Here is a 25,255-nt window from a genome sequence, read left to right as displayed (position 1 = left end):
GGAAATTTTACAGACCTATTCCTCCGATAGATCGAATAGCACCGTCTTCATGTAGCGTTCAGCCCAGACAGGATCAAATGCTTTTTCTAAAATGCGACGGGTTTTGTCATTTTGCTGCTGGTGGGTGCAGTAGTTGCGCTGACCTGCCAAGATCTCAGCCCGTTTATGGGGGGTGGGAGTCATGGCAACTGCTTGTTTACAGTGCAAGGTCAGGTAGTAGCGCACCTGCTCCAGAAAACGATGATTTTCCTGAGGACCTATGGGTTTTACAAAACAGCAATAGTCCGAAAAAATGTGGCCCCAGCTAGGGAGTTCCCGTGGATGGCTATAGCCGTTTGTTCCCTTACCCTTAAGGGCATGGGTATAGGCAATGGGCAAGCCGTTGGGATTAGTGGGGGATAAATCCACAACGGCTGCACTAATTTGCCCGCGACCGCAGACAATGTCACAGCCAAACATCGGTAGCCCATACTCAAGGCGAGGAAACATTACGCAGTGCAGAATGTCGAGATTGGGACCCACCTTCGCTAGTTCTAGGTGAAGTTTACGAAACTCTGGGGTTTGATAGCAGGCATTTTCAATGACAAGTCGTTCGCCTTCTAGACGGCTTTCTACATAGCCCAGATCGTTGGGGAGATTGTAAGGCGAGAGGACAAGATGGTGTTGCCAGGTCTCTTCAATGATGTCAGCCAACTCACAGATGACAGAGTTTTGATGCTGACGGATGGAGTACTTTACCGTAATCGACATGGATGAGCGTTCAGTTCACCTTATAAACAGATTGGACTGCACCATTGAAAAACGGTATCGTCGCGGGTGGTGTGATAAATCAAGTTTACAGTAGCGTAAAGGTCTCAGGCAGAATCAACTACCTATGATCCAATTCGTCACCTTATTCCTGATGTTGACTTTTTTTTAGGGAAAAGATTGGTACTTAGTTGTTGTGCTTATTAGGGCATAACACGGGCCACGTAAGCATTCCGATCGTCGGATACTGCCAAGGCCTAAGCCTCCACTTCTGTTGCCCCACTTCAACATCACACACATTTTTCCTACGCTATGGTGGCCACACAACTCAAATCTCGCAAAGTTTTGGGGTTAAATCAACGTCAGTACGAAGGGCTTAAAACAGCACTCCAGCTTAATCTCAGACGCCAGCTTTTGATTGCGGTCTGCGATAGCAACACATTGAAGACACAGCTGGTCTCCAGACTGCAAGCGGATTTAACAGCAGCGGATAATACCCTGGATGATTTTGGGACAGTAACCTTAGCGAAGCTTGCCTTTGATCCGAGTCAGCCCGATTTGATGCTACAGCTGGTGCATTGGCTAAAGCAAGCGCCCAAACCCACACCCCATCTACAGATTGTTGGTTTAGAGGCGATGACCCACCAGCCGATGCGATCGCAAAATCACTTTTTGCGATCCCTTGAAAATATTCAATCTTTGCTCCCCCACCTTGAAAGCAGCTTGGTGCTGTGGCTGTCATGGCCCTGGTATCGCACATTGCAACAGTCTGCCCCTGAGTTTTGGCAGTGGCGTAGTGGTGTGTTCACCTTTGTGGGTGAGCCTGTGTCCTCTGCTCCAGAGATTGCTAATACCGGCCACCAGGTGACGGATGCGCTTTATGGAGGGGTGTCCACTGCTCAAAATGCTGATATCTGGCAGATTCTCAGTGAGGATTTGGCTCAGAGAGACCAGCAGCCCGCAGCGGCTAATGTTGCGGCTACTGATGTTGAGCCAGAACAGAGCCCATCCGTAATCGTAGACGTGACTACCCTGGAGAATCCTCTGGAAACACTCGCTCAGCTAGAAGAGCAGGGGGCCACACCTGAGGAGATTACCCAGGCTTACCATACCCTTGGCAATCATTATCGCGATCGCATTGAAGCTGGGGAAATGACCCCCAATCTATTGGCAACCGCCATTGAAACCTTTGAACTCTACCTAAACTGGTTGCCAACGGAGGATACTCAACGGGCTGCTGGTCTCAATGATTTAGGCACATTGCACTGGCTCAACGCTCAGCTCCAAGGTGAGCGTTCGGCCCTGGTTGAGGGCATGAACCGCAGTGTGAATCTGTATAGAGAAGGCCTGAGTGCCAATGGTGATGCAGAAACCACCAGCCGCCTGTACGGCAATTTGGGGGCAGTATATAGTGCCTTAGCCAATTACGACGACTCCATTACCCACCTGAAGGACGCTGTCACCGCCTATCGTCAGGCTCTACCATTTTGCTCGGCAGATAGCAATCCTGAAGAATATGGCACCTTGCAGAACAGCCTGGGCTCCGTGTACTGGAAGCTGGCCTACTATGAACAACCCAAGCCCCAGCTGCATCGGGCAATTGCCGCCTATAACGAGGCTTTGCGCTGTCATCACCCCGAAACGTCCCCATTAGAATATGCAGCGGTACAAAACAATTTAGGCATTGCCTACTGGAGTTTGTCGCGTCATGAACGTCCTATATTTTTACTCAAACATGCCATTGCCGCTTACCGGGATGCGCTGAATTATCGTACCCCCAGCACTGATCCGACGGCCTGTGCCAGTACCTATAACAATTTGGGCACAGCGTTTTGGGAATTAGCAAACCATCCTGAGGCACCAGCCGATCCTGAAGGGCGCTATAAGCAAAATGCTGTAATTGCCTATGAAGCTGCCCTCAAAGCCTCAGAATTAGCGCCCAATAATCTTGACCTCGCTTCGATTCGCCATTGCTTAGGCAGTATTTATGACAGAATGGCCCGAGCTACCGATAACAGAGCTCTGATTGTCGGTAACCTGGACCGTGCCTTAGTGCACTACGTCACTGCCCTCAAACAAATTACCAAAACGGCATCTAGCTATGAGCCCATCTTCAAAGCCTTGGTACGCAATGTTTCTGCCCACTATGAACTGCTAGGGTTAGATGGCCAGCAAAATGCCCTGAATAAGGTGCCCGCTGAAATTTTGCCTCAGGTAATGCTGAAGTTATAGGACACATTCCACAAATAACGATTTTGTCTAGAAACTATCTATCCCCTGTAGGGTCGTTGCATGCAACGACCCTACAGGAGGGTAATTAATTTGGGGTAGTTGCCAATTCTGGTGCGTTTTTGGACAATATTGCACGTAGTTCTTTACTGAGATCGTTATCGCTGCGGTGGGCTTCCCATTCGCCACTATGCTTAGAATCGAGTCGCCAGTGGCCATTGATATGATCACCATCCTCTGACACTGTTCCGGTGTATTGGATAGCGTAACTGGGAGTGTTGAAATATTTTTTTGTGAACGTCACATAGCGGCCAGTGATTTGTCCGTGTACCTGGGCTTCACCTAAGGGCCCATCATCCACAATGCGACCACTAATACTATTGTTCGCTTGGACAAAGGTGGCTTCAAACCGGGTGGGGGAGTTTGCCTGCCAGTAAGACCCTAGCCAGGGACCAGTTAACTCAGCCATCGCAGATGTCCTCGTGCAACACATTACCTATGATTTTGATGCAACTATCTTGATTTTGCAGGGACTGGAACAACCCACCACCGGGTGTGAAAATTGAAGAAATTCTCAATTTTGGTGGATGTGGACGCATGCTCGGTTTCACTAGGCTTGGGTCAACTCCTACTACTGGTTACCTCTGCTATGGCGCTATTTCTTATTTTTGCTCTGGTAGTGGCGTTTTTTGCGATCGCATTCGCCCTGCAAAATGACCAGCTGATCGACATCAACTTTTTTATCTGGCAACTAGAGCAGCAGCACCTGGCCACTGCTCTGTTGCTGGCATCAGGCTTGGGCGTTCTTTTCGGACTGTTAGTCACCATTCCGGCATTTCTCAAGCGAGAATGGCGCATTTCCCGTGGGAAAAGACAGGCCCATAGCTTAGAAGATCAGCTTTTAGCTAAGCAGCAAGAAGTCAACAATCAAGCGCGTAAAAACGCAAATCTACGCCAGAGCTATCACCACCTTTTGGAATCCCTGGATCTGTTGGATCACACCACTGGTTTAGTTAGTGATGCGGTGGTTTCGCGTGTCATTCGAGCCCTACTCCAGCGAATGAAAATGCAGCCGCTTCATCATCAGTTTCAATCCGTAGGGCTACTGCTGATTCAGCCCCAGCGTAAGCAACCTGAGCCTAGCGACCTCAAACAAGATCAGGCCCTATGGAATGCGATCGCTCAGGTGCTACAGCAAAACCTGACGGTAGATTCCTGGCTGTTTAGCAATAACCAAGGGCAATTTACCTGTAGCCTCACTGGTTTAGATGTTAAAGCCGTTACGAAATATGCAGAAAATCTTAGATTAGCCCTGACCGATGCACCGATAACCCTGCAGGATGGTGCGCAGACTAATATCGACGTCAATATCGGTGGCGTGGTCACTGACCCTGACCATCCGACCGAAAGTGAGCAATTGCTACTTAGCAAAGCGGAAGAATTTCTAGCTTTGGCGACTAAGCGTGGACGTAATCGCCTGAAAGTGTCCTTTGTCACGGACTAGACTGCATTACGGGCTAAACCCTATTTAGGTTATGAAATCTAAATTTTTTTTACATACTTTAAGTCTCGTAGTGACCTTTGTATGCTTTCATTCTCAATGATTATGAGTATTTTTACTCAATGGTTTCTGGTGTTTGCAAGCCGTATTCTCTGACACAAAATCTTGAGCCCAGTACCGTTGGTGCATAAGATAAAACTAACGACTGAGTTTAAGAAAGTCTAAAGAAGCAGGAGATACGTCCATGGCAGAGCGCCCAATTATCCTCGGTATTGTCGGAGACAGTGCCGCTGGTAAAACTACCTTAACCCGTGGGATCGCCCAGGTACTCGGTGAGCATGATGTGACGACCATCTGTACCGATGACTACCATCGTTACGACCGTAAACAGCGTAAGGAAATGGGGATCTCTGCACTTCACCCCGATTGCAATTACGTTGACATCATTGAACAGCATCTAGAGCTACTACGCCAAGGCCGACCTATACTTAAGCCCATCTATAACCACACTACTGGTGAGTTTGATGCTCCTGAGTACATTGAGCCCAAGAAGTTTGTTATCGTTGAGGGTTTGCTGGGCTACTCCAGTAAGATTGCTCGCGATGCCTATGACGTAAAGGTTTACCTTGCGCCCCCCGAAGACCTACGCACCAAGTGGAAAATCAAGCGTGATACCCGCAAGCGTGGCTATGATGAGGCTGCCGTATTAGCTGCACTAGCTGCACGCGAGCCTGACTCTGAGGCTTTCATCCGTCCCCAGCGTAAGTGGGCTGATGTAATTGTTACTTTCTATCCACCAGATGCGCCTGAAGAGCAGGCTAACGATCTACTGCTCAACGTAAACTTGGTGTTGCGTCCCACGATCCCGCACCCCGATTTTACCGATATATTGGACAGTGATTTAGGTAAAGCCATTCGTCTGGGTCTAGAGCGTGATATGGGTAAGCCCGTAGACGTGCTATCTATTGATGGTCATGCTACCCCTGACCAGGTGCAGCAGCTTGAGCGCATTCTTTGTAGCGATGTTCCTTATCTGGGGCAGTTCTGTAGTCTGGAGGGCAACCAGGAAGTCGGTAAGATTGTTGGCACCACTGGTGAAACTCTACAGAGCTATCCCCTAGCTCTGACTCAGTTGTTGATCACGTATCACATGCTGATGGCTATGGGTACAGCTGGCAAAATGAAAGTTGCCGCATAGATTCAGACCACGACTCTAAGTTCTTAGATACTCGCCCCCAGAACATTGTTCTGGGGGCGAGTATTTTGCTACAAATTTGGCAAATTCTGCGATATGCGACAAAGTTACAGACGTCTGGCGAATGGGTGTGAAGAAATGACATGGTCTGAGGAATCAGCAGACATATGGTTTGAATCTATGTGCCACAATTACCGTGCCTGTAGATTGTCAGCTTGATTGTTCTTTAACTCAACAGCACCCAGCTTCTGGGCTGTTCTACCATGTTTGGTTTTTCCCGAATAAAGCCCATCCACGAATTTGCATCCTATGCCCATTGGCGTCATCAATTTATGCAGCGGCGGTTGCGGTTGGGTATTCTGTTTGGCCTGTTTTATTTTGTCACATTTTTGCCCTTAGACACCCTGACGTACGTTACTGAGGGGCACGATCCCTTTGTACTGCTTTGGATCATCACGAATCTAATACGGATGGGGTTGTTGTTCTTCTGCCTATGGCTAATTCGCAAAAATATCTATCGACCTCGTCGCATTATTGGTGTTTTTTTGCTGGCATCATGGTCCATTAGTCTGTTGCATCGGTTCCATGAAACCTACACTGGTTTAGCTAGCAACACCCCCATTGCCGAGCCTGATCTTTTTAGTTGGGCACTCTCCTTTATTACTCAAGCTACTCTAGTGCCAGTGGGTTGGCCCCTCCATCTAATCTCTCAGCTGGGGGTAATTGTTTACTACTTTGGTGTCAATACCCTTTTAGGGTTACAGGTGGTAACCCCTGGTTTGCCTGCTGCTAGCCTGTTGCTCAACACGTTTTGGATCTGCTGTATCTGCAACTGCTCGGTTTACTTTTATGAAAAACTATCACGGGAAAATTTTGCCACTAATCGTGAGCTGTTGGAGGCCCAAGAAAAGTCTGAGCGACTGTTGCTGAATATTTTGCCTCGAACAGTGGCTGAGAAATTGAAACAGGGGCCAGATATTATCGCTGAAAGTTTTTCTGAGGTAACAGTATTATTCGCAGATATTGTTAACTTCACCCAGCTTACCGAGACCCAGCCAGCAGCCAACATTGTTGATCTACTCAACCAAGTATTCTCTCGCTTTGATCAGTTAGCCGAGAACCATGGTTTAGAAAAGATCAAAACCATTGGTGATGCCTACATGGTGGCAGCAGGGTTGCCACAACCCCAGGCTGACCACGCAGCAGCTGTTGCTGCCATGGCCATAGAAATGCAAACAGCATTGGCGGACTTTAATGCTGAAACCGGTCAAGATATTGCCTTACGTATCGGGATTCATACCGGTCCAGTGGTGGCTGGTGTGATTGGCCTAAAGAAGTTTGCCTATGATCTTTGGGGCGATACGGTGAATACAGCGAGTCGCATGGAATCCCACGGTGTGCCCAATGGCATTCAAATTAGCGAGGCTACCTATCAACGTCTACAGAAGTTGGATGAACGCTATGAGTTTCATCAGCGTGGTCCAATCGTCATCAAAGGTAAAGGACCCATGATTACTTATTTATTAGAGCCCTGTGTGACGGATGTTGATATAGATCCATTGATGGCTCAATCGTAAAGGGCAATGAAAATATTTTTTAGCCGCCGTAGCATAATTTGTCTCCTGCCCTAATCTGTAACAATTAGGGTCTGTATGGATCGCTAAGGAATTAACCATGGCCGACAACCGTAAAAGCCGCGTCGTTACCCAAGGGGTACAGCGTTCACCCAACCGTGCCATGCTGAGGGCCGTGGGCTTTGGAGATGATGATTTTGATAAGCCCATTGTTGGAATAGCTAATGGCTATAGCACAATTACCCCTTGCAATATGGGGATTAATACTCTGGCTCTGCGGGGTGAAGCAGCTCTGCGGGATGCTGGGGCAATGCCGCAAATGTTTGGCACTATCACCATCAGTGATGGTATTTCCATGGGTACCAAGGGGATGAAGTATTCTCTGGTTTCCCGTGATGTGATTGCTGATTCTATTGAGACCGCTTGCACCGGTCAGAGTATGGATGGTGTATTGGCTATTGGTGGCTGCGATAAGAATATGCCAGGAGCAATAATTGCGATCGCACGCATGAATATCCCCGCCGTTTTTGTCTATGGCGGTACCATCAAACCCGGCCACCTCGACGGCGAAGACCTCACCGTAGTCAGTGCCTTTGAAGCAGTTGGTCAGTACAGCGCCGGTACGATCGACGAAGAGCGTCTGATGGCCGTTGAGAAAAACGCTTGCCCTGGTGCTGGTTCCTGTGGCGGTATGTACACCGCTAACACCATGTCATCCGCCATCGAAGCCATGGGCCTGAGCCTGCCCTATTCTTCCACCATGGCAGCCGAAGATGCGGAGAAAGCCGACAGTACTGAAAAATCGGCCTATGTACTGGTAGATGCCATCCGCAATCAGATTTTACCCAGCCAGCTTCTGACCCGCAAAGCGTTTGAAAATGCCATCTCTGTAATTATGGCGGTAGGTGGTTCTACTAATTCTGTCTTGCACCTGTTGGCCATTGCCAACACCATGGGTGTTGAGCTCACCCTTGATGACTTTGAGGTCATCCGTAATCGCGTTCCTGTTTTCTGTGACCTTAAACCCTCCGGGCGTTATGTGGCCACTGACCTACACAAGGCAGGCGGTATTCCCCTAGTCATGAAAATGTTACTCAAACAAGGGTTGCTCCACGGTGATGCCCTTACCGTCAGCGGCCAAACCATTGAAGAAGTGCTAGCGGATGTGCCCGAACAGCCCAGCCCTGACCAGGATGTGATTCGTCCCTTTAACCAACCCCTCTATGCCCATGGTCACCTGGGGATTCTAAAGGGCAACCTTGCCACGGAAGGTGCGGTGGCAAAACTTACCGGTATCAAAAAGTTTACTATCACTGGCCCTGCGCGGGTATTTGAGTCTGAAGAAGATTGTCTAGATGCGATTTTGGCAGGCAAAATCAAAGCAGGCGATGTGATTGTTGTGCGCTATGAAGGTCCTAAGGGAGGGCCAGGTATGCGAGAAATGTTAGCACCCACCTCAGCCATCATTGGTGCTGGCCTGGGAGACTCGGTTGGTTTGATTACCGATGGTCGTTTCTCAGGTGGTACCTATGGTATGGTTGTTGGCCACGTTGCGCCTGAGGCGGCAGTTGGTGGCACCATCGGTCTGGTAGAAGAAGGCGATTCCATTACCATTGATGCCGAGAAACTACTGTTGCAGTTAAATGTTTCTGATGAAGAACTTGCTAAGCGACGGGAGCAGTGGACAGCGCCCGAACCTCTCTACAAGCGAGGCGTGCTAGCAAAATATGCCACATTAGTTTCATCTAGCAGCCAGGGGGCAGTGACTGACCAAGACCTCTTTTAGGTCTCCTGTTCTATAGAACAAGGCTGATAAAGCAGAAGCCGTCGACCGAAAAACTAGTGTAGATTTTACTCTTAGCCTCAGTTCACTAAGGAACTGAGGCTATTTTTATACTCAACCGTCTATACGTATATATAATACTGTGACCAGTAAAACGTTTTCCCTTAGAAAGGCTGTCACATTATGTTACGAAACGCAAGGAGTTGAGTTTCCTTATTTTTTCTGACTGTGATAGTAATCAGCTTCCAATAAGCAGGAATGTCAATTTTTCGTTATCGACAGATTGTTGGTTAAATTGTTAACTTTGGGCTCTATAGACAACGACGACGTAACGAGGAAACTCCTTACTTTACTCACTGCGTAATATCACGTACGGCAATTATATCTGAATAGCATGCCGACAGTTCCGAAATTTTAGTTCATACCTAAGGAGTTTAGGTGTTTGCTAGCCCCCTAAAGTGTAGTTATTAAGAATCCTAAGATGAATAATTCTGAATCATATAAACAGCATGAAATAGATGATTTCTTATATCCTCGCAGTCGTTATTATGGCAAGTTTTCTCCACAACGGTTGGCTTTTAATGCGAACCTGCAAGAATTCTCGCAACGTGTTGATATTATTTGTGCCCTGGAAACCGGTGGTAAGCTAACTTCGATGGAGGCTTACTTGCAGATTAGGAAGCTGTGGAAGGATCTAAAAAAGAGTAAAAAAGAACTTGGTATTGATGCCTCTGGATCGTCATTCAATGAATCCTAAAGTAGAAGATGGAGCTAACTGTTTTCTTAAGGGTTGGCTAGTTTTTGTTGAAACACGGCTTTTAGATCTAAAAATAACAGAGTATGATTCCTTTCCTGTTCAGAAAGCATAGCTATGTGACTGATCCACTGCTTTTTAGGCGTCAAGCGTCTGTCTGTAGATACGGCTTTAAATTCGCTAATAGGCAATTCGACCAAATCTGGAGGTGACTCTAAGGCAATCCCCCAAAGCTTATTTTGAATACCCCGTAATACTAGTAAAAACTGAGCTTTGCGTGGTGATGTGGCATAGGCATCTAGGCAAAATACGCTATGTAAATCCAACAATTGGATTGTATGGGGGCCCAGTTGCACAATTCCGAGCGGAATGATTCCACCTTCATTGGATGATGGACAGTTCAATATCTTTAAGATCGCCTTCATTGGTAAGGCAAACCAATAATCGGCAACTTCAAAGGTGACAAGTTTTATGATTTTCGACGTATTTTTACCCATAATTCTTCTCTAGCTGTTGCTCCAAAACATTGGTTAGTGTTGTCAATAACTGTGGTGTTATATATGGTTTTGTGAGATAGCCAGTGGCACCTAATTCTTGGGCCAGTTGCCGATGTTTCATCCCGGTACGTGACGTTAGCATGATGGTAGGCACTGAAGCAATTTTAGGCGTATGTTGTCGGGCCTTTAAAAATTCAAAACCATTCATGCCAGGCATTTCCAGGTCACATAAAATAGCAGCCACATCAGTGTGCTGGAGCTTTTGTAGAGCTTCGTTACCCTCTTTGGCCTGCAAGACCCAATAGCCAGCGTTTTGTAGAGCTTTCGTAAGGGTATTACGAACCGTAATCGAGTCATCAATAATCAGGATGGATTGCTTAGTCACATGCGATTTTCGAGGTGCTCTTTGTTCTCCTTTACTGTTGCCTGTCTTGGTTGCATGTTGAGAAAAGTTCTGGAGAACTTTGAGTACGAGCGTTGTGCCATCTATCACCAGGCTAAGGCGGCCATCAGGAAGAATGCTGCAGCCATATATATAACTGGGCGTTGTTGCAAGGGTACCTAGAGAGCGAATGACCAACTCTTGTTCTCCAATCAGCTGGTCTATTTCTAGACCTACTAGACGATTTTTGTATCGGATCAAAATAACTGGAGAGATATCTGAGGTTTTATTGATGTCTAGCTGCTGAGAGATTGGTAGTAAACCGTTATAGGCAAGGGCTTCCGATAGTGGAACAACTAAAATAAACTGGTCTTTATCCTTAACCTGGAGACTGAGCACTTTTCTGTTATTCCGAGTTTTTAACTGCTCAGCGCGCGGGATCAAGATTTGTTCAATAGTATCCGTCATCAGCGCGTATAATCGTTCCCCGGCGCGACAGAGCAACAGTTTCGCAATGGTTAAATTGGTAGGGATTTTGATGGTAAAGCAGGTTCCTTGCCCGTGCTGATGGGTCACGGTAACTGTACCCCGTAGAGTTTGGATTTGGGTGCGAACAACATCTAGGCCAACGCCGCGTCCAGAGAGATCGTTAACGTAATTAGCAGTGGACAAATTGGTCTCAAAAATTAAATCACTAATTTGGGTCGAAGTTAAGTGTTGAGCTTCACTCGTTGTAATGAGTTGATTGTCAATTGCCTTTTGACGGATAGCATTAAGATTGAGCCCCTGTCCATCATCTTGAATTTTGATAACTAGATATCGGCCTGTTTGTCTAGCAGAGAGTTTAATCTGTCCCTTTTCGGGTTTGCCCTGCTGCTGCCGCATTTCTGGTGACTCAATACCGTGATCAAAGGCATTACGCACTAAATGGAGTAAAGGGTTATACAACTTATCGACAATAGCTTTATCAACAAGAACATCCCCTCCCTGGATTTTTAAGCTGACAAGTTTACTGTGCTGCGTTGTTAAACGTGTTAGTACCTGATGGAAACGATGTAGCAAATTTCCAAGGGGCTGCATTCTTGCATCCAACATGGTTTCGCGCAGGTCATTGACCAGGCGCTGTTGCTTTTCCAAGCTCTGATTATTTTGTTGCACAAATAATTCCATGGCTTCAACACTTTCTATTTGTTGCACCATCGTGTCGAGTGTTGCTTGCACTAGTAGCTGCTGTTCACTGTAGTGATCTAGCTCTAGGGCGTCAAACTGTTGCTCAGTTGGCTTTAGTTGCGGTGTATCAATCATTGTGGAGGTGTAGGCAGGTTGACGCTGAAGTTTGCGTAACTGCTGCCGTTGGAAACTCACATGAGTTAGGAGAGTTTTCATAGCCGCTGTCATGTGCTCATTGAAAAGTGCCTGACGACTCTGCTGAGTTAAGAGTTCTCCAATAGTGTGGTTGATCTGTTCAATATGATTGATAGATACTCGCAGGGTGGCCGTGTTTTGGGGGAGTTCATTGGCAGGTACAACCGAGTCAGGTCGTTCTGCCTGCTGTTGCGATAAAAGACTGGGCTCTGGACCAGAGGAATCATTCTCAACCTGTGTTGCTGGAGATGAAATTTGCTGGGCATCTACTGTAACTGCATCTGGCAATGGTGAGGTGCTCCAAATAGTATCTGGAGTCTGAGCAACTACCGCCCTATCACGGCTCATATTTTCTGGCACTGCCAGGGATTCTTCTAACACCGTCGGGGATTCTATTGCATCAGATTGAGCCACCTGGGAATGATGCTTTCCTAGCGGTTTCTTCCAGGCCATAGGTTGGTTTAACCATGTCCATAGCCTATTATTCCAGCTGGCTTTAGATGATTTCTGATGGATTCGGGAGGATTTGGCTTGGCGATACTGGGTTTTTTCTTGAACTCTTCTTTTAGAAGAATTTTGTTTAGAAAACTTTTGAAGTGCTTTACTAGGAGCTCCACCTTGGTTGCGATCGCCCTGTAACACTAAGGTTTGAGCAGAGCGATAGTCTTTGAGCGCAACTTTAGCTATCTGCACCACCTGATTAGGTCGATTCTTTAAGGCGGTTACAGTAACCCGAGCAATTTCTCCAAAGCCCGGTAGATTTAAAGACTCTGCCAAGCCAAAAAATACGTCTGCCTGGGATTGTAGAAGAGCATTTAAACTCTCTGAATCAGGGGTTTTAAGAGCATTTTCCAGATCATCGAGTCGTTGATTCACACCCATTTCAAAAATGGATTGGGTCATATCAAACCCCAGCTCAGTCGATGTCGGCAGATAAGCATCCTGACCAAACTGATCGCCCAGGTTTTCCTGCAGTTGGGTCACAACACTGGCCATACGATCCAGCACTTCTGACTCATCAATTTCAGAATTAGTCAGCTGCACTGAAAGTAGAAGTTGCAAGCAGTCGTAAGCTTCAAAAATTAGACCTTCTACAACTGGTGTCAAATTGGCATCGGGGGCACATAATGCTTTGAACGCATCTTCTAGAGAATGGGTTGTGGTTTTGATGCCATCCAAACCAACACTAGCAGCCGCACCTTTTAAGGTATGAGCTGCCCGCATTAAGCTGTGCATTTTCTGAATACCAAACCCCTGGCGTAGAGTTTGCAGCTCACAGTCTATTTGTTGCAGCAGTTCAGAAGCCTCTTGCAAGAAATAGGCTGGAACCTGCTGGTTAAGTGCTGAAGCTGAAGTCATGATTGGTTCAAACCGCAAGTTAACTGATACCGAGAATCAAAAACAGAAACCCAAAACTCTCTCTTAGCTGACCTTAAACTTACCTGTACTTGTCTGGAGGGTCTGGGCGGTAGCTAGTAATTGATGAATTGACTGAGTTAATTGCTCTGATTTGTGCGATGTTTGGTTAGCAATTTCGGTCGCTTCAGTTACACTGACAGCCACTTCTTTGAACTCAGTAGCCTGCTGGTGGGTGGTTTGAGTGATGCCTTGGATTAGACCACTGATCTGACCGGTAACTTCTACAATCGCTGTTAGGTTTTGGCGAGCGTCTCTGACTAGATTGGTTCCAGTAGCTACCTGCTGAATACCGTTTTCCATTGCCGTCGAAACTTCTGCTGTATTGACTTGAATCTCCTGAACCAGTTGCTCAATTTCAGTAGCTGCCTGTGCAGATTGGCGAGCAAGAGAGCGAACTTCGTCAGCAACAACGGCAAATCCTCGCCCATACTTACCGGCCCTGGTAGCTTCAATAGAGGCATTAAGCGCTAGTAACTGGGTTTGAGTGGTGAAATGGCTAATCAGGCTAACGATTTTAGAGACTTTTTGCGATGACTCACTCAGTTGCTTAATGCGTTGGTTGGTATCGGCCACCGTAGAGCGAATAGCCATAATACCGTCCACCGTGTGGTTCATGGCTGTATCACCGACCTGTACAGTCTGATTTGCCTGTTGGACAGCAACCTCTACTCGCTGGGCGTCATTGACAACGGTCTCGGTAAAGTTCATCATCTCTTGTACCCGCATTAGCGCTCGCTCAAGTGAGGTTGCTTGCTGCTGAGCTTCTGTATTCAAGGAGCTGACGGATGCTTCACTAAGTTGAGAGGTTTGCCCAACTTGGGCGGCAGCTTGTTGTACTTCTAAAACAATTTTTTGGAGACTTTGCAGCGTATTGTTATAGGCACTGGCAACGGTGCCTACTTCAGTATCTGTGACAGGGGCACGTACAGTCAGATCGCCTTCTAAAGCTGGACGCACTTCCATTAACAGTTGCATCACTTGCTGTTGTAACTTTTCTTTGGAGGCCTTCTCACGGGCAGCTGTCGCCGTTAGAGCAGCATTCTTTTCTTCAAGCTGATCTAGATAATCAGCTTGTTTAAGGGCCAGGTTGAGCTGAGCTCCAATGCGATGAACAAACTCAATTTCAAACTCCTGCCATTGGCGAGGACCTCTACACTCATGGATACAGAATAACCCCCAAAGGATATCACCTTTTAATAGCGGCACTACTAAACTGGCACGTACCTGAAGCTGAGCTAGTAGATCAACCAGACAATCAGGTAAGTCCAGGGTCTGCACATCATCAACGACCCAATAGCGACCCTGGCGATAATTTTCGGCTTGGTCATCTGCAAAACAGTGGTCTTGGACTTTAGTGGCGAGGGCGGAAAATACTCCTGTGGCCACATCTTCAACCACAAATTCACCTACTTTATAATTGGTCGCAACATCAAACTGGAACAGACCAACCCGATCGACCTTGAGTATATGGCGAATATCACGCACTGTTGTTTTCAGAGTTTGGGATAGGTCAGTTGTTTTTTGCAGTCGTTCGGTGATCTGAGTAATCAGGCGCTCCTGGTTGGCAATTTGTTTAAGTTGTTGATTTTTCTCGTTTACCTGTTCTAAATAGTCTGCCTGTTGCAAGGCTAAATTAAGCTGGGCACCGATACGATGAACAAACTCAATTTCAGGCTTCTGCCATTGTCGAGAACTGCTACATTGATGCACACAAAACAGTCCCCAAAGAATGTTTCCCTTGAGTAGAGGAACCACGAGGCTAGCTCGGACCTGGAGCTGGGACAGTAACTCCACTAAACAGTCTGGTAAGTCTAGAGTGCTGATGTCATCAACGACCCAATAGCGGCCCTGACGATAGTTTTCAGCTTGGTCTTCTGCAAAGCAATGATCTTGAACTTGAGTAGCTTTTGCAGAAAGTATGCCTGGGGCTACATCCTCCACCACAAACTCACCCACACTATAATTGGTAGCCATGTCAAACTGAAACAGTCCTACCCGATCGGCTTTGAGCATATGACGGATGTCACGCACGGTAATCTGTAGAGTTTTGCTGAGATCTGTAGTTTTACGTAGTCGCTCGGTAATTTTAGTGATGAGTTGTTCTTGCAGGGCAATCTGTTCTAGCTGCTGATTTTTTTCGTTCACCTGTTCTAAATAGTCAACCTGTTGTAGCGCGACATTTAATTGAGCAGCGACTCTTTGCACAAAGGTGATTTCTGTGTTTGTCCACTGGCGGGGGCCAACACAGTGGTGAATACAGACTAATCCCCACAACTGATCTGCCTTGAGCAATGGCACGACTAAGTTTGCCCGTACCTGGAACTGGGCCAGGATCTCGGTATGGCAAGGAGGTAATACCTGTTCATAAATATCTGCCGCAGCCCAGAACCGTCCCTGTCGATAGGCTTCAGCCATCTTGCCACCAAAACAATGATCGTTGACCTGCACATCTTGAGCCGAGACAACATCTGCGCTAACGTTTTCGGCAATAATGGTGCCACTGCCATGGTTTGTTTCTGGATGAAACTGAAAGATAGCAACTCGATCGGTTGTGAGGTAGTGTCGCAGGGTGCGGGTGGTTGAATCAAATACTTGTTGGATTTCAGCTGAGTTGCGAATAGTATCAGTGAGACTTGTCAGTAAACGCTCGCGCGTGACCTCTTGCTGTCTTTGTTGTTGTAATGTATGGACCTGAAGCTTGAGGGTTAACTCAGTGCCTACCTGATAGAACAAGGCGATTTCTTGATGCGTCCATTGACGAGGTGTTGCACAGGCTTGAATAACGAGCAACCCCCATAGCTGATCTTCTAGAAAAATGGGCAGGCTTAAATTAGCCTGTACTTGTATATGCTGATATAGCTGCATTTGATACGGTGTGGTTGCAGCGTCAGCGATATCTGGGACACTAACAATAGCTTGTTGTTTATAGCTGTCGGTGTTGGGTAAGCCAAAGGCTAGGGCAGCTAATGCCTGGCCCAAAACTGGACGATAACCAGTGGTCAGAGATTCGGCAATAACTGTACCATGGGCAGCAGATTGAAATTGATAGATCAAAGCCCGGTCTATAGCAAACTGTTTGCGCAGTTCAGTGACGGTGATTTGATAAAGGTTTTCCAGATTGATGGCTTGGGCCATGGTATTTGCGATCTCAAACGGTCGCCTACCCTGACAAGGAGCAAATGGTACAGAATCCATAGCTAGGGACAGAGGTGTTGTCGTTTCAGGCAAGCGTTCTAGAACATCCTCATCCGGAGTGATCTCTTCAAGAGTTAGGTCCTGATCAGGGAACATCAACTCAGGAGAAATCAGGTCAACCTTCTCAAGGGAGAGATCTAACTCAAGACTAGACTCTAAATCTTTAGAGTGTTTATCTGGATGGGTATTTGCAGCATTTGACATAGGAAAACTCAGTAAACTTACAATGCTTTAAAGCAGCTATAGATAGGCTCAGACCGTTGGTTTCGCGAAGAGATACTTACCTAAGGAGGGGCCTGATACATATTCTCAATAATGGCTACAGTATCGAGAATAACGCCTTGGTGATTAGCAAGGTATCCCGTCACATAGGGAGCTAAAGTTGGGGCACATAGATCTGTGTGCGGACAAATTGACTGAGGCTCTATCAGCTCTATGTCATCCACCTGTTCTACGACTAATCCGATAGCTTTTGGGGCTTTTTGCACCACAATAACCATAGGTTGTTCAAGCAAAGGAGCTTGATGCCACAAAGGGCGGTTGCCGACTAATGCGTTGAGATCAACCAGCCAGAGAATCTCACCGCGCCAGTTGCATACCCCCAACATAGAATTCGATACTTCGGGAATGGGCAAAATGTCTAAGGTCGTTAACTGCCGGACTTCTGCAATGCCCTGTAGCGACAATAATGTTCTATGTTCTTCTAAAAGCTTAAATCGCAGAAAACGTTGACGAGTATCTTCAGGAATTGGGTCTAATCCCAATGGATCAATTTGAGCTGATTGTTCCTGCAAAGGAGACTGTAGTGTGTTCATGCTGGAGGTATATCTAGGATTTCTACCTAACTCATCACTTGTTGCAGTGTGACCGCCAGCTGTTGCTGATCAATCGGTTTACTTAAATAAGCATCAGCTCCTAACATTGAGCCCCAAAGCTTATCAGCTTTTGTACTTTTTGTTGAACAGATGACAACGGGGATATTTTGCGTTTGCTCGTTGGTCTTGAGATCGCGACAGAATTCGAAACCACTTTGCCCTGGAAGAACAACATCCAAGAAAACCATATCAGGTAACTTAGTTTGGACCTCCAATAGCGCCTCTTCACTACTTTTCACACCTACAACCGTTATCCCTGACTGCTGGAGATAATGGGTGAGATGTTCCCTATCCGTCAAACTATCTTCTACAATTAAAGCTGTTACCATAGAACCTCTCAAAATAGTGGGTAGATTTGTGTGTTAAAGAAATTTGTAGACTAAATTTTCTGTATCAAGTCTTAGATATTCTGCTATCAGACTGAAGGAGAAAGCTGAGATTGTTGTTGAAAAGTGGGTGCCGTATTTTTATTGTTTTGCATATATTTCTTGAGTACTTTTAATACTCGCGCCTGTCTAATCGGTTTTCCCATAAAACCAGAGGCACCTACAACCTTGGCACGTACCCGATCCGAAATACCATCATTGTTGGTAACAATGACGATCGGAATATCTCGAAACGCAGAAATTCGCCGAATCTGAGCACACAGTTCATACCCATTGGCAATGGGCATGACTAAATCTAAAAAGATTAACTCAGGTTTGACTTCTAAAAGCTGTGGTAACGCTTGTAAGGGATCTGCAATATTCACATAGCGATACCCAGCAGTTTGAACAATTTGTCCCATGGCCTGGCTATCTGCAGGGCTATCATCAATGTAGAGTACCGTAGGACTATTCCCAGATGGCTTGACCGATGAATTCAATGAAACCTCATGGGAAGAAGTATTTGTAGTCTGGCGTGAAACACCGACAGTTTGATAAGCGGAGGAAGAGCCATGGGCAGAGGCCGCCTGATCATCCAGCTTATCAATGGCAACCATGCGAATAAAATTATTGCGTATGTGGGGCAAGATAGATAGCGTCAAAGGGGTCAAAGGTTGTTTAACCCTTAATTCTAAATCTCGGAGTGTTTGTTGACCATCAAGCAAACCTGTTAAAGCTCGAAATGTGGCTGATGATGTATGTTCTTGTAATTTTTGAGGTTGTTTGATCGTAGGAGCTTGATTAGGCAAAATATCAATTAAGTTTGCCTGTTTCCACATCTTCCAGTCCTGTTGTGCTTGTTCCCATACTGGAAGATGTTGCAGACTAATGCATGGGAATTTGGCTGCATCTCGAGGACTTGTTTGGTACACTAGTAGCTTTCTAGATGTTTGAAAATGTAGAGTTCCCTGCTGCACAATATCGAATAAAATTTCTGAAATACAGCCTGCGGCAAGCTCAGAAAAACGCTCTCTACTGAACTGTTTACGCATCACTAATCTGGCTAGTTCATTGTAGGTTAGGTCCACACCAGAGTCTTGCTTAATTAATTCTGGACAATGCTTTAAAAGATGCCTATGCCAACGACGTTGGGCATGGGTGCGCGTATTAGCCCAAACTATTTGTCCAGCTAAAAAGTATAGAAGCCATGGAGCCATCGTCGCAGCCTTAATCGACAAAATTCCAGTGAACTGACATTTTCTGTAATGCTTAATTGTTTTATCTAGATCGACGATGACTGGCATGCATGACATATGCTTATAATACTCAATGCTGAAACAGATTTAGTAATTATTCTGCGCAGGAGACTTCCCCTAAAGGCATCAGAGATTACACGGATCTGTTGGAAATCCCTATGTTCCGTCCATTCACGGATTGAGAGATGAGAGAATTTATCCTAAGCTAATTACGCGCTGTGCTTAGGTGAATGGGACAACTATGCATCAGTCTCAAGACCTCTTTCCATAGCCTGGGGGCAATGTTATTAAAAAAATGCAGCTATCTAGCTTGGTTGACAATGTTGACAAGTTATTAATTCGTCATGATCTAAGCAAAATAGTTGCGCCATAATAAGGGCGTTAAAGAGGTCACACACTAAGGACAGCAAAGGACATATTCCCATGCATGGCATCGCCCCTTTCGCTTGTTTTGATTGTCACACCACATTTAAACGCCCAGGTAAATTCCCAGGGTTTATTCGATTATGCCCTCACTGTGGCCATACCGCTTACCAAATGGGCATTAAGTTTCATTCACCCAGCAGATCAAACCAGGCTCTGTGGGACGTCGTTACTTACCTTGCAGAACATGGCTTCTACTATCAAGATATCCATAATCTCCATGGCTATATCTGGGAGCAGATTAGATATCCGAATAATCTGATTGAAGCCCAAGAGTTTGTAAAGCATTTTTGCGATCAAGCTATTCAGACGCTTCCTGAAGAAACATCTAGCACTACAAAACAGCCTGAAAGGTTATTGTCCTTGAAACAATAGACTCTCTTCAATGCTTAGGGTATCAACTTAAGTTGAGAAATCTTGGTTAGGTGGAGCATCAGACTTCGACATGAATGGTTTGGTTGAACTCACCATCGAATCCTCACCGTCAAAGTCTTAGCCGAACGTAATCAGGAGTCAGTAGCAAGGAACTTACTGACTCCTAACTTTTGGCCCCTGTCTTCTTTGGGAGAACGTTCTGTAAATAAATCAAGCTGTCACAATATCCTCCTTGGCTGCCCACTGGCTAATGTTGCTATGACTAATGGCCGCAGACATTAAATCAGGGAACTGATCAGGAGTACAGGCAAATGTTGGGACTCCTAAACGCGCAAATTTTGCCGCATTGCCACGATCAAAACATGGAGCACCCTCGTCGCTTAAAGCTAAGAGGGTAATCATTTGAACACCTGATGCTACCAAGGAGGCCACACGCTTAATCATGGCGTCATTGTTGCCACCTTCATACAGATCACTGATCAATACCAAAATAGTCTCCTGTGGCTGTTGTACATGACTCTGACAGTAGGAAATGGCCTGGTTGATATCTGTGCCACCACCTAGCTGAGTGCCAAAGAGAACATCAACCGGGTCCTGCAATAACTCGGTTAAATCGACTACTGCTGTGTCAAATACCACTAGCTGGGTTCTCACTGCAGGAATAGATGCTAATACAGCGGCAAAAATACTGGCATAGACTACAGAAGGAGCCATCGATCCGCTTTGATCAACGCACAGAATAACATTTTTGAGGGCAGATCGCTTACGGCCAAAGCCAATGAGCCGCTCAGGAACGATGGTGGAATACTCTGGCTGATAATGTTGCAAGTTAGCTCGAATGGTGCGATGCCAATCGATTTCGCTATGGCGAGGACGGTTGTTGCGCTGGCTGCGGTTAAGGCTACCCATTACCGCTTGCTGCATGGGATTCTGCAACTTCTGCATCAGCTCATCGACAACTTTACGCACCACTAAACGGGCTGTTTCTTTAGTTTTCTCTGGAATCACTCCATTCAGCGCCATTAGGTTAGCCACCAAATGCACATCCGCTTCAACCGCTGACAACATTTCTGGCTCCAGCAGCATTTGATGCAGGTTCAATCGCTCTAACGCATCCTGCTGCATCACCCGCACCACTGAGCTAGGGAAATATTGCCGAATATCCCCGAGCCAGCGGGCTACTTTAGGGGCAGAACCGCCTAGTCCACCTCGGCGTTCTTGTTTGTCATCATAGAGAGCGGCGAGGGCCTGATCCATAGCCATATCACCACTGCCTAAGTTCGGCCCTCCTTCACCGTCAGCACTGCAGATACCATCAGCATCTCCACCGCCGAGGATCAATCGCCAACGTCTGAGCCGTTCTGTTTTACCTGTGTCTTGAGAGTTACTGACCATGGGGTTGCGATTATAGTTGCAGACCTAGAAGCTGGGCGATGAGGGGCAGAGTTGATTCAGCACGCTTTGTGTCAAAATCTGTGACGGCAGTGACTTGAGTTTGTTGGCAGCCCGCAGCCCGCACCCGTTCTCCCATTTGTCGTCGTTCAGGTGGTGAGAAACCTGTAAAGGTGCGACGCAACAGTGGTAATAGGGCAGTGAACTGCTCATTGGTTAAGCTAGTCACCCAGTCATCTAGGACTTGCCAAATGATGTCGTCGTGGAGCAACAACAAGCCACTACCTTGTAAAAAGCCTTCAACCCAAGCGGCAGCCTGTGGCGGCTCATTCGCTAGGGAAAGGGCTAGGCCCATGCGCTGAGCAGCCTTTTCTGGTTCTAGGCTGCCTTCGTCGAGGAGCAAGCGGCAGCAGCGTCCGGCGATGAGACCGTGGAGCGATTGTTGATCGCATAGCACTAACAACACTGCCGACCATGCCCTGCCATGGTTCTCATTTTGCAGTAGTTTAATCGCGCTATTTGTCTGATTAATCGCCTTCAGCATGGCAGCTGCCGCATCATCATCTAAAGACGCACAGGCTCCCGGTAAACCAATGCAGATCCGTGCCACTAATCCATCTACCACTTGGGCTACGATCGTCCCATCTGTCTGGCGCACATCACGATAACGCAACACATTTGCCAACGGTGGTAGTGCTGCCATCAAGTGGGCTATATCGCTGGACACTGCTGCCATTGCCTGCAGTTGACTCAGTAAATAGGTGACAGCATCGGGCAGTGCGGCCAGCAGTACCTTATCTAGCAAATTAGTTAACGCTGGCAAATCAGGGGCGATATCTACCTGATACTTGGCATAGGTCTGGGCCGCTGCTCCGATGGTGTTGCCCCAACGTCCCGATTCAATTACCGCAAGACTGAGCTCGGGTTGCCAACGTAGTTGCCAGGCTTCTTTAAAGGTGCCCTTACCGCTGGTAGTTTGGGGTTGGCCCCATGGAATATCTAGCAGGCTCAAACGGTGTAGCAGATGGGAACGTTCTAGATCTATGTCTTTACGTAAATCTAGGGTGAGAAGGCGTTCATTGGCTTCTGGTTTGAGTCGCAAGCGTTTTTGTAAGCGCTGTAGGTCTTGCTGCAGCGGAATTAAGGGTGTTTCTGCTGGAATCCGCCCTAGCCGCTCACTGACAATCAGCTTTTGGTGAATCAGCTGCATGGGCGTTGCATCACCAAAACAAAGTACGGTCTGGGTGGCTTCATTCAGTTCGTCTAGACCCGGCATTGCAGACTCTCTCATCGCAGCCAGGGCCTCCGCCAATCGTACTGCCTCAATCACACTGGCAGCAGAAGCATCAATATCTTCCTGGCGTAATAATCTTGCTACCTGGGCCATCCAACCAATGGCTATTTTCTGAGGGCGGGACGACTGCCAAAGATGGTCGTACCAACCGGGAGAGTGAATACCAGCCCCATAGCCAGTAGCGCTGGATAATCTTCCATAGGTCCAGGGAATCCAGGTGGCCTTTACCTTGAGCTTGGGTAGCCCTTTAAGTAAGGCATTATCGTGCTTTTGAGCTGGTAAGGGCTCACATAAAGCCGGACTATGCCAGGCACCACAAATCACTGCGATTGTCTCAAATCCTTCTTTTTTTGCCTGACGAATCGTGCGGCGCATATAGGCTTCTCGCTGTGCTTCTCGATGATCTCGCGGATTTTCAAGATCTGATGGGTGGGTTTGCTCAATTTCTTGCCGCAGTGTCGACATTGCTTCCAAAATTGCCTCAAAAATCTCGGTATTATCCTGACGCTGCTCCACCATATGTTCCCACCAGCGTTCGCTGTCACTGTAGCCTGCTGCTTCAGCTAACCAAGCTAACGGGTCTGCTGGAATTGATCGAACAGGAACTTGGGAATTGGGAGAACCATCAGACTGACCCTTTGCTTCTAATGCTCTGTCTGACCCTTCATTCTTTGCCTCTTCACTTCTTTCTCCTTCACTTTTTGCCTTAGGCGGCTGTTGCGCTAGCCGCTCCGCTATCTGATGTGTCTGGGGCAAATCCATAAAGCGTACGGGAATATTCTGCTTTAGCCCGTACTGGATAGCTTGCCACTCAGGTGAAAACACTGCAAAGGGATAGTAGGCGGCTTGTTCTGACTGTTCAGGGGCATAGATTAGTAGGGCAACAGGCGGTTGCATGTCCTCATGGGCAAGGAGAGCAAGAGCGTCGTTTCCTTCGGGGGGACCTTCTACGAGAACGATGTCGGGTTGCAGGGTGTGGAGTGACTTTAAAAGACTTTTGGCAGAGCCTGGACCGTGATGACGAATGCCAAAAATATGGATGCTCATAATGATTTAAGCCAACTCCCGGCAAGCGCGATAAATATCTATCCATCCGTCTCTCTCCTTCACCACGGTTTCTAAATACTCTTTCCAGACCACGGCATCCTGTACAGGGTCTTTTACGACTGCGCCCTGTATGCCTGCTGCTAAATCTTCAGCGTCGAGGCTGCCGTTGCCAAAGTGAGCGGCTAAGGCCATACCACTATTCACAACAGAAATTGCCTCCGCTGTACTCAAGGTGCCACTGGGAGACTTCAGTTTAGTCTTTCCATCTTCGGTTACTCCATTACGCAGCTCTCGGAAGATGGTAACAATCCGTCGAATCTCATTGAGAGCAGGTGTTTCAGCCGGTAACTCTAACGCTTTTCCTAGACTCTCCACACGGGTTTGTACAATTTGAATTTCTTCTTCTACCTGGCTAGGTACGGGCAGAATTACTGTATTAAAGCGTCGTTTGAGGGCACTAGAGAGTTCATTTACCCCTTTATCCCGATTATTAGCGGTGGCAATAACGTTAAATCCTTTTTGGGCTTGTACCTCTTCCCCCAGTTCAGCGATGGGCAATGTCTTTTCTGATAAGACTGTAATTAATGTATCTTGCACATCTGCTGGAATCCTGGTGAGTTCTTCTACGCGGGTGATTTTGCCAGTTGCCATGGCGTTCATCAGCGGGCTTTGTACAATGGCATCCATGGAAGGTCCTTTGGCTAGCAACTGGGCGTAGTTCCAGCCGTAGCGAATGGCTTCTTCGCTGGTACCTGCTGTGCCCTGGATCAGTAGGGTGGAGTCTCCGGCAATGGCAGCGGCTAGGTGTTCGGACACCCAGGATTTGCCAGTTCCAGGAATGCCATAAAGGAGCAGAGCGCGATCGGTGGCAAGTGTGGCGATCGCAACCTCCATCAGCCGTCGACTGCCCACATACTTAGCGGAAATCTCCGCTCCGCTATCCAGCGTTCCACCCATTAGATAGGTGGCCACTGCCCAGGGCGACATCTGCCAATTAGGCGGTCGTTGTCGGTCATCAGCGTCAGCCAGGGCTGCTAGTTCATTGGCAAACTGTTCCTCTGCGTGTTGCCGCAGAATAGTTTCTGCTGTCTCTGACTTGGAGGTTTTATGCTTAGCGGACTGAGCTGTTGATTTTGTTGCTGGCATGGGAGGGTTAGATAAAAAGTGGAGAATAGAAGGTAAAGAGTAGAGTTGCCATAGGATGACTTTTCCCCTCTTGGGAGGGTGGTTAGGGGGGTGGGTTAACCGCTGGGCTTAAATGCCTGATGCATTTCGTATCGAAAATGCATATGTTCGTGAAATTCATCCAATGCGCTTTTTATCCAATAAAACCGACTGTCGTTTTCAGGCATCTGAGTTAAGGACTCAGCAATGGCTGGGGTTAAATCGGGATGTAGAACAATGGCTATTTCTTTTAATAAGTAATGCAATCCATAGTTGTTGCGATCGCTATTATTAGCTACCTAAGTTTTGCCCAAATTAATGGCGACTTGCTCTGAGGAGAGAAGGGTTTCCAGCCCCCGTATCCAAGGTCTGACCAGAGAATCCGCTGCATTGATTAGAATTTCAATTAAGTACCCCTGTGAG

At 47.0% G+C, this 25,255-nt stretch carries 19 protein-coding genes; 8 read left to right on the top strand and 11 right to left on the bottom strand.

The genetic code is table 11. From position 1 onward, the window contains the following. Positions 1–15: 15 nt before the first annotated feature. Positions 16–750 (bottom strand): phycocyanobilin:ferredoxin oxidoreductase, encoded by a 735-nt coding sequence (locus tag QGP82_RS07265; protein ID WP_163667048.1) that lies wholly within the window; start codon positions 748–750, stop codon positions 16–18. Between the two features lie 309 nt (positions 751–1,059). On the opposite strand from QGP82_RS07265, the gene QGP82_RS07260 reads away from it, so the two are divergent. Next, a complete protein-coding gene (locus tag QGP82_RS07260) occupies positions 1,060–2,979 on the top strand; it encodes a tetratricopeptide repeat protein (RefSeq protein ID WP_499058097.1) in 1,920 nt (639 codons plus the stop codon). 85 nt (positions 2,980–3,064) lie between these two features. Here QGP82_RS07260 and QGP82_RS07255 read toward each other — a convergent pair whose 3' ends face one another. Continuing rightward, positions 3,065–3,445 (bottom strand): hypothetical protein, encoded by a 381-nt coding sequence (locus QGP82_RS07255; RefSeq protein ID WP_163667045.1) that lies wholly within the window; start codon positions 3,443–3,445, stop codon positions 3,065–3,067. A 180-nt stretch (positions 3,446–3,625) separates the two neighbouring features. Here QGP82_RS07255 and QGP82_RS07250 point away from each other — a divergent pair, with 180 nt between their 5' ends. From QGP82_RS07250 to QGP82_RS07230, 5 genes are all read left to right on the top strand, one after another. Next, positions 3,626–4,480 carry a lipopolysaccharide assembly protein LapA domain-containing protein gene (locus QGP82_RS07250; RefSeq protein ID WP_163667042.1) on the top strand — a complete coding sequence of 285 codons (855 nt, stop codon included), beginning with the start codon at positions 3,626–3,628 and terminating at the stop codon, positions 4,478–4,480. A gap of 241 nt (positions 4,481–4,721) precedes the next feature. Further along, positions 4,722–5,675, top strand: coding sequence for a phosphoribulokinase (locus QGP82_RS07245; protein WP_163667040.1), 954 nt, complete (start codon positions 4,722–4,724; stop codon positions 5,673–5,675). Between the two features lie 260 nt (positions 5,676–5,935). Then, positions 5,936–7,249 (top strand): adenylate/guanylate cyclase domain-containing protein, encoded by a 1,314-nt coding sequence (locus tag QGP82_RS07240; RefSeq protein WP_163667038.1) that lies wholly within the window; start codon positions 5,936–5,938, stop codon positions 7,247–7,249. Positions 7,250–7,346: 97 nt separating this feature from the next. Further along, positions 7,347–9,032, top strand: coding sequence for a dihydroxy-acid dehydratase (gene ilvD, locus QGP82_RS07235; protein ID WP_163667036.1), 1,686 nt, complete (start codon positions 7,347–7,349; stop codon positions 9,030–9,032). 478 nt (positions 9,033–9,510) lie between these two features. Next, on the top strand, positions 9,511–9,786 hold the full coding sequence (locus tag QGP82_RS07230; RefSeq protein ID WP_163667034.1) for a DUF7219 family protein: 276 nt from the start codon (positions 9,511–9,513) through the stop codon (positions 9,784–9,786). Positions 9,787–9,812: 26 nt separating this feature from the next. Here QGP82_RS07230 and QGP82_RS07225 read toward each other — a convergent pair whose 3' ends face one another. The 6 genes from QGP82_RS07225 to QGP82_RS07200 form a co-directional block, all read right to left on the bottom strand. After that, positions 9,813–10,280, bottom strand: coding sequence for a chemotaxis protein CheW (locus tag QGP82_RS07225; RefSeq protein ID WP_499058093.1), 468 nt, complete (start codon positions 10,278–10,280; stop codon positions 9,813–9,815). Further along, on the bottom strand, positions 10,273–13,386 hold the full coding sequence (locus tag QGP82_RS07220) for a hybrid sensor histidine kinase/response regulator (RefSeq protein ID WP_499058091.1): 3,114 nt from the start codon (positions 13,384–13,386) through the stop codon (positions 10,273–10,275). The genes QGP82_RS07225 and QGP82_RS07220 overlap by 8 nt, the downstream gene beginning before the upstream one ends. 63 nt (positions 13,387–13,449) lie before the next feature. Then, positions 13,450–16,845: a GAF domain-containing protein gene (locus tag QGP82_RS07215; protein WP_499058089.1), complete on the bottom strand. Its 3,396-nt coding sequence runs from the start codon at positions 16,843–16,845 to the stop codon at positions 13,450–13,452. A gap of 80 nt (positions 16,846–16,925) precedes the next feature. Continuing rightward, the gene (locus QGP82_RS07210; RefSeq protein ID WP_499058087.1) at positions 16,926–17,456 is read right to left on the bottom strand and encodes a chemotaxis protein CheW; all 531 of its coding nucleotides are present in this window, start codon (positions 17,454–17,456) and stop codon (positions 16,926–16,928) included. Positions 17,457–17,482: 26 nt separating this feature from the next. Further along, complete coding sequence (locus QGP82_RS07205) at positions 17,483–17,845, bottom strand: response regulator transcription factor (protein WP_499058084.1); 363 nt, start codon at positions 17,843–17,845, stop codon at positions 17,483–17,485. Positions 17,846–17,931: 86 nt separating this feature from the next. Continuing rightward, complete coding sequence (locus QGP82_RS07200) at positions 17,932–19,098, bottom strand: response regulator (protein ID WP_499058082.1); 1,167 nt, start codon at positions 19,096–19,098, stop codon at positions 17,932–17,934. A 462-nt stretch (positions 19,099–19,560) separates the two neighbouring features. Here QGP82_RS07200 and QGP82_RS07195 point away from each other — a divergent pair, with 462 nt between their 5' ends. Continuing rightward, positions 19,561–19,935: a hypothetical protein gene (locus QGP82_RS07195; RefSeq protein WP_499058080.1), complete on the top strand. Its 375-nt coding sequence runs from the start codon at positions 19,561–19,563 to the stop codon at positions 19,933–19,935. 210 nt (positions 19,936–20,145) lie between these two features. Here QGP82_RS07195 and QGP82_RS07190 read toward each other — a convergent pair whose 3' ends face one another. From QGP82_RS07190 to QGP82_RS07180, 3 genes are read right to left on the bottom strand one after another with little or no spacing between them, the layout of a single operon-like run. Then, the gene (locus tag QGP82_RS07190; RefSeq protein WP_499058078.1) at positions 20,146–21,330 is read right to left on the bottom strand and encodes a VWA domain-containing protein; all 1,185 of its coding nucleotides are present in this window, start codon (positions 21,328–21,330) and stop codon (positions 20,146–20,148) included. Between the two features lie 10 nt (positions 21,331–21,340). Then, positions 21,341–23,668 carry a DUF5682 family protein gene (locus QGP82_RS07185; RefSeq protein WP_499058076.1) on the bottom strand — a complete coding sequence of 776 codons (2,328 nt, stop codon included), beginning with the start codon at positions 23,666–23,668 and terminating at the stop codon, positions 21,341–21,343. A gap of 6 nt (positions 23,669–23,674) precedes the next feature. Then, complete coding sequence (locus QGP82_RS07180) at positions 23,675–24,814, bottom strand: ATP-binding protein (RefSeq protein WP_499058073.1); 1,140 nt, start codon at positions 24,812–24,814, stop codon at positions 23,675–23,677. Positions 24,815–24,926: 112 nt separating this feature from the next. On the opposite strand from QGP82_RS07180, the gene QGP82_RS07175 reads away from it, so the two are divergent. After that, positions 24,927–25,127, top strand: a complete 201-nt coding sequence (locus QGP82_RS07175) for a hypothetical protein (protein WP_499058072.1) — start codon at positions 24,927–24,929, stop codon at positions 25,125–25,127. Positions 25,128–25,255 lie beyond the last annotated feature (128 nt).

The organism is Leptothoe sp. LEGE 181152 (assembly GCF_032906605.1).
GTDB classification, from domain to species: Bacteria; Cyanobacteriota; Cyanobacteriia; order Phormidesmidales; family Phormidesmidaceae; genus Leptothoe; species Leptothoe turfae.
Note: the sequence above shows the minus strand (reverse complement) of the source record. Positions and strands in the feature narration are given on the sequence as shown.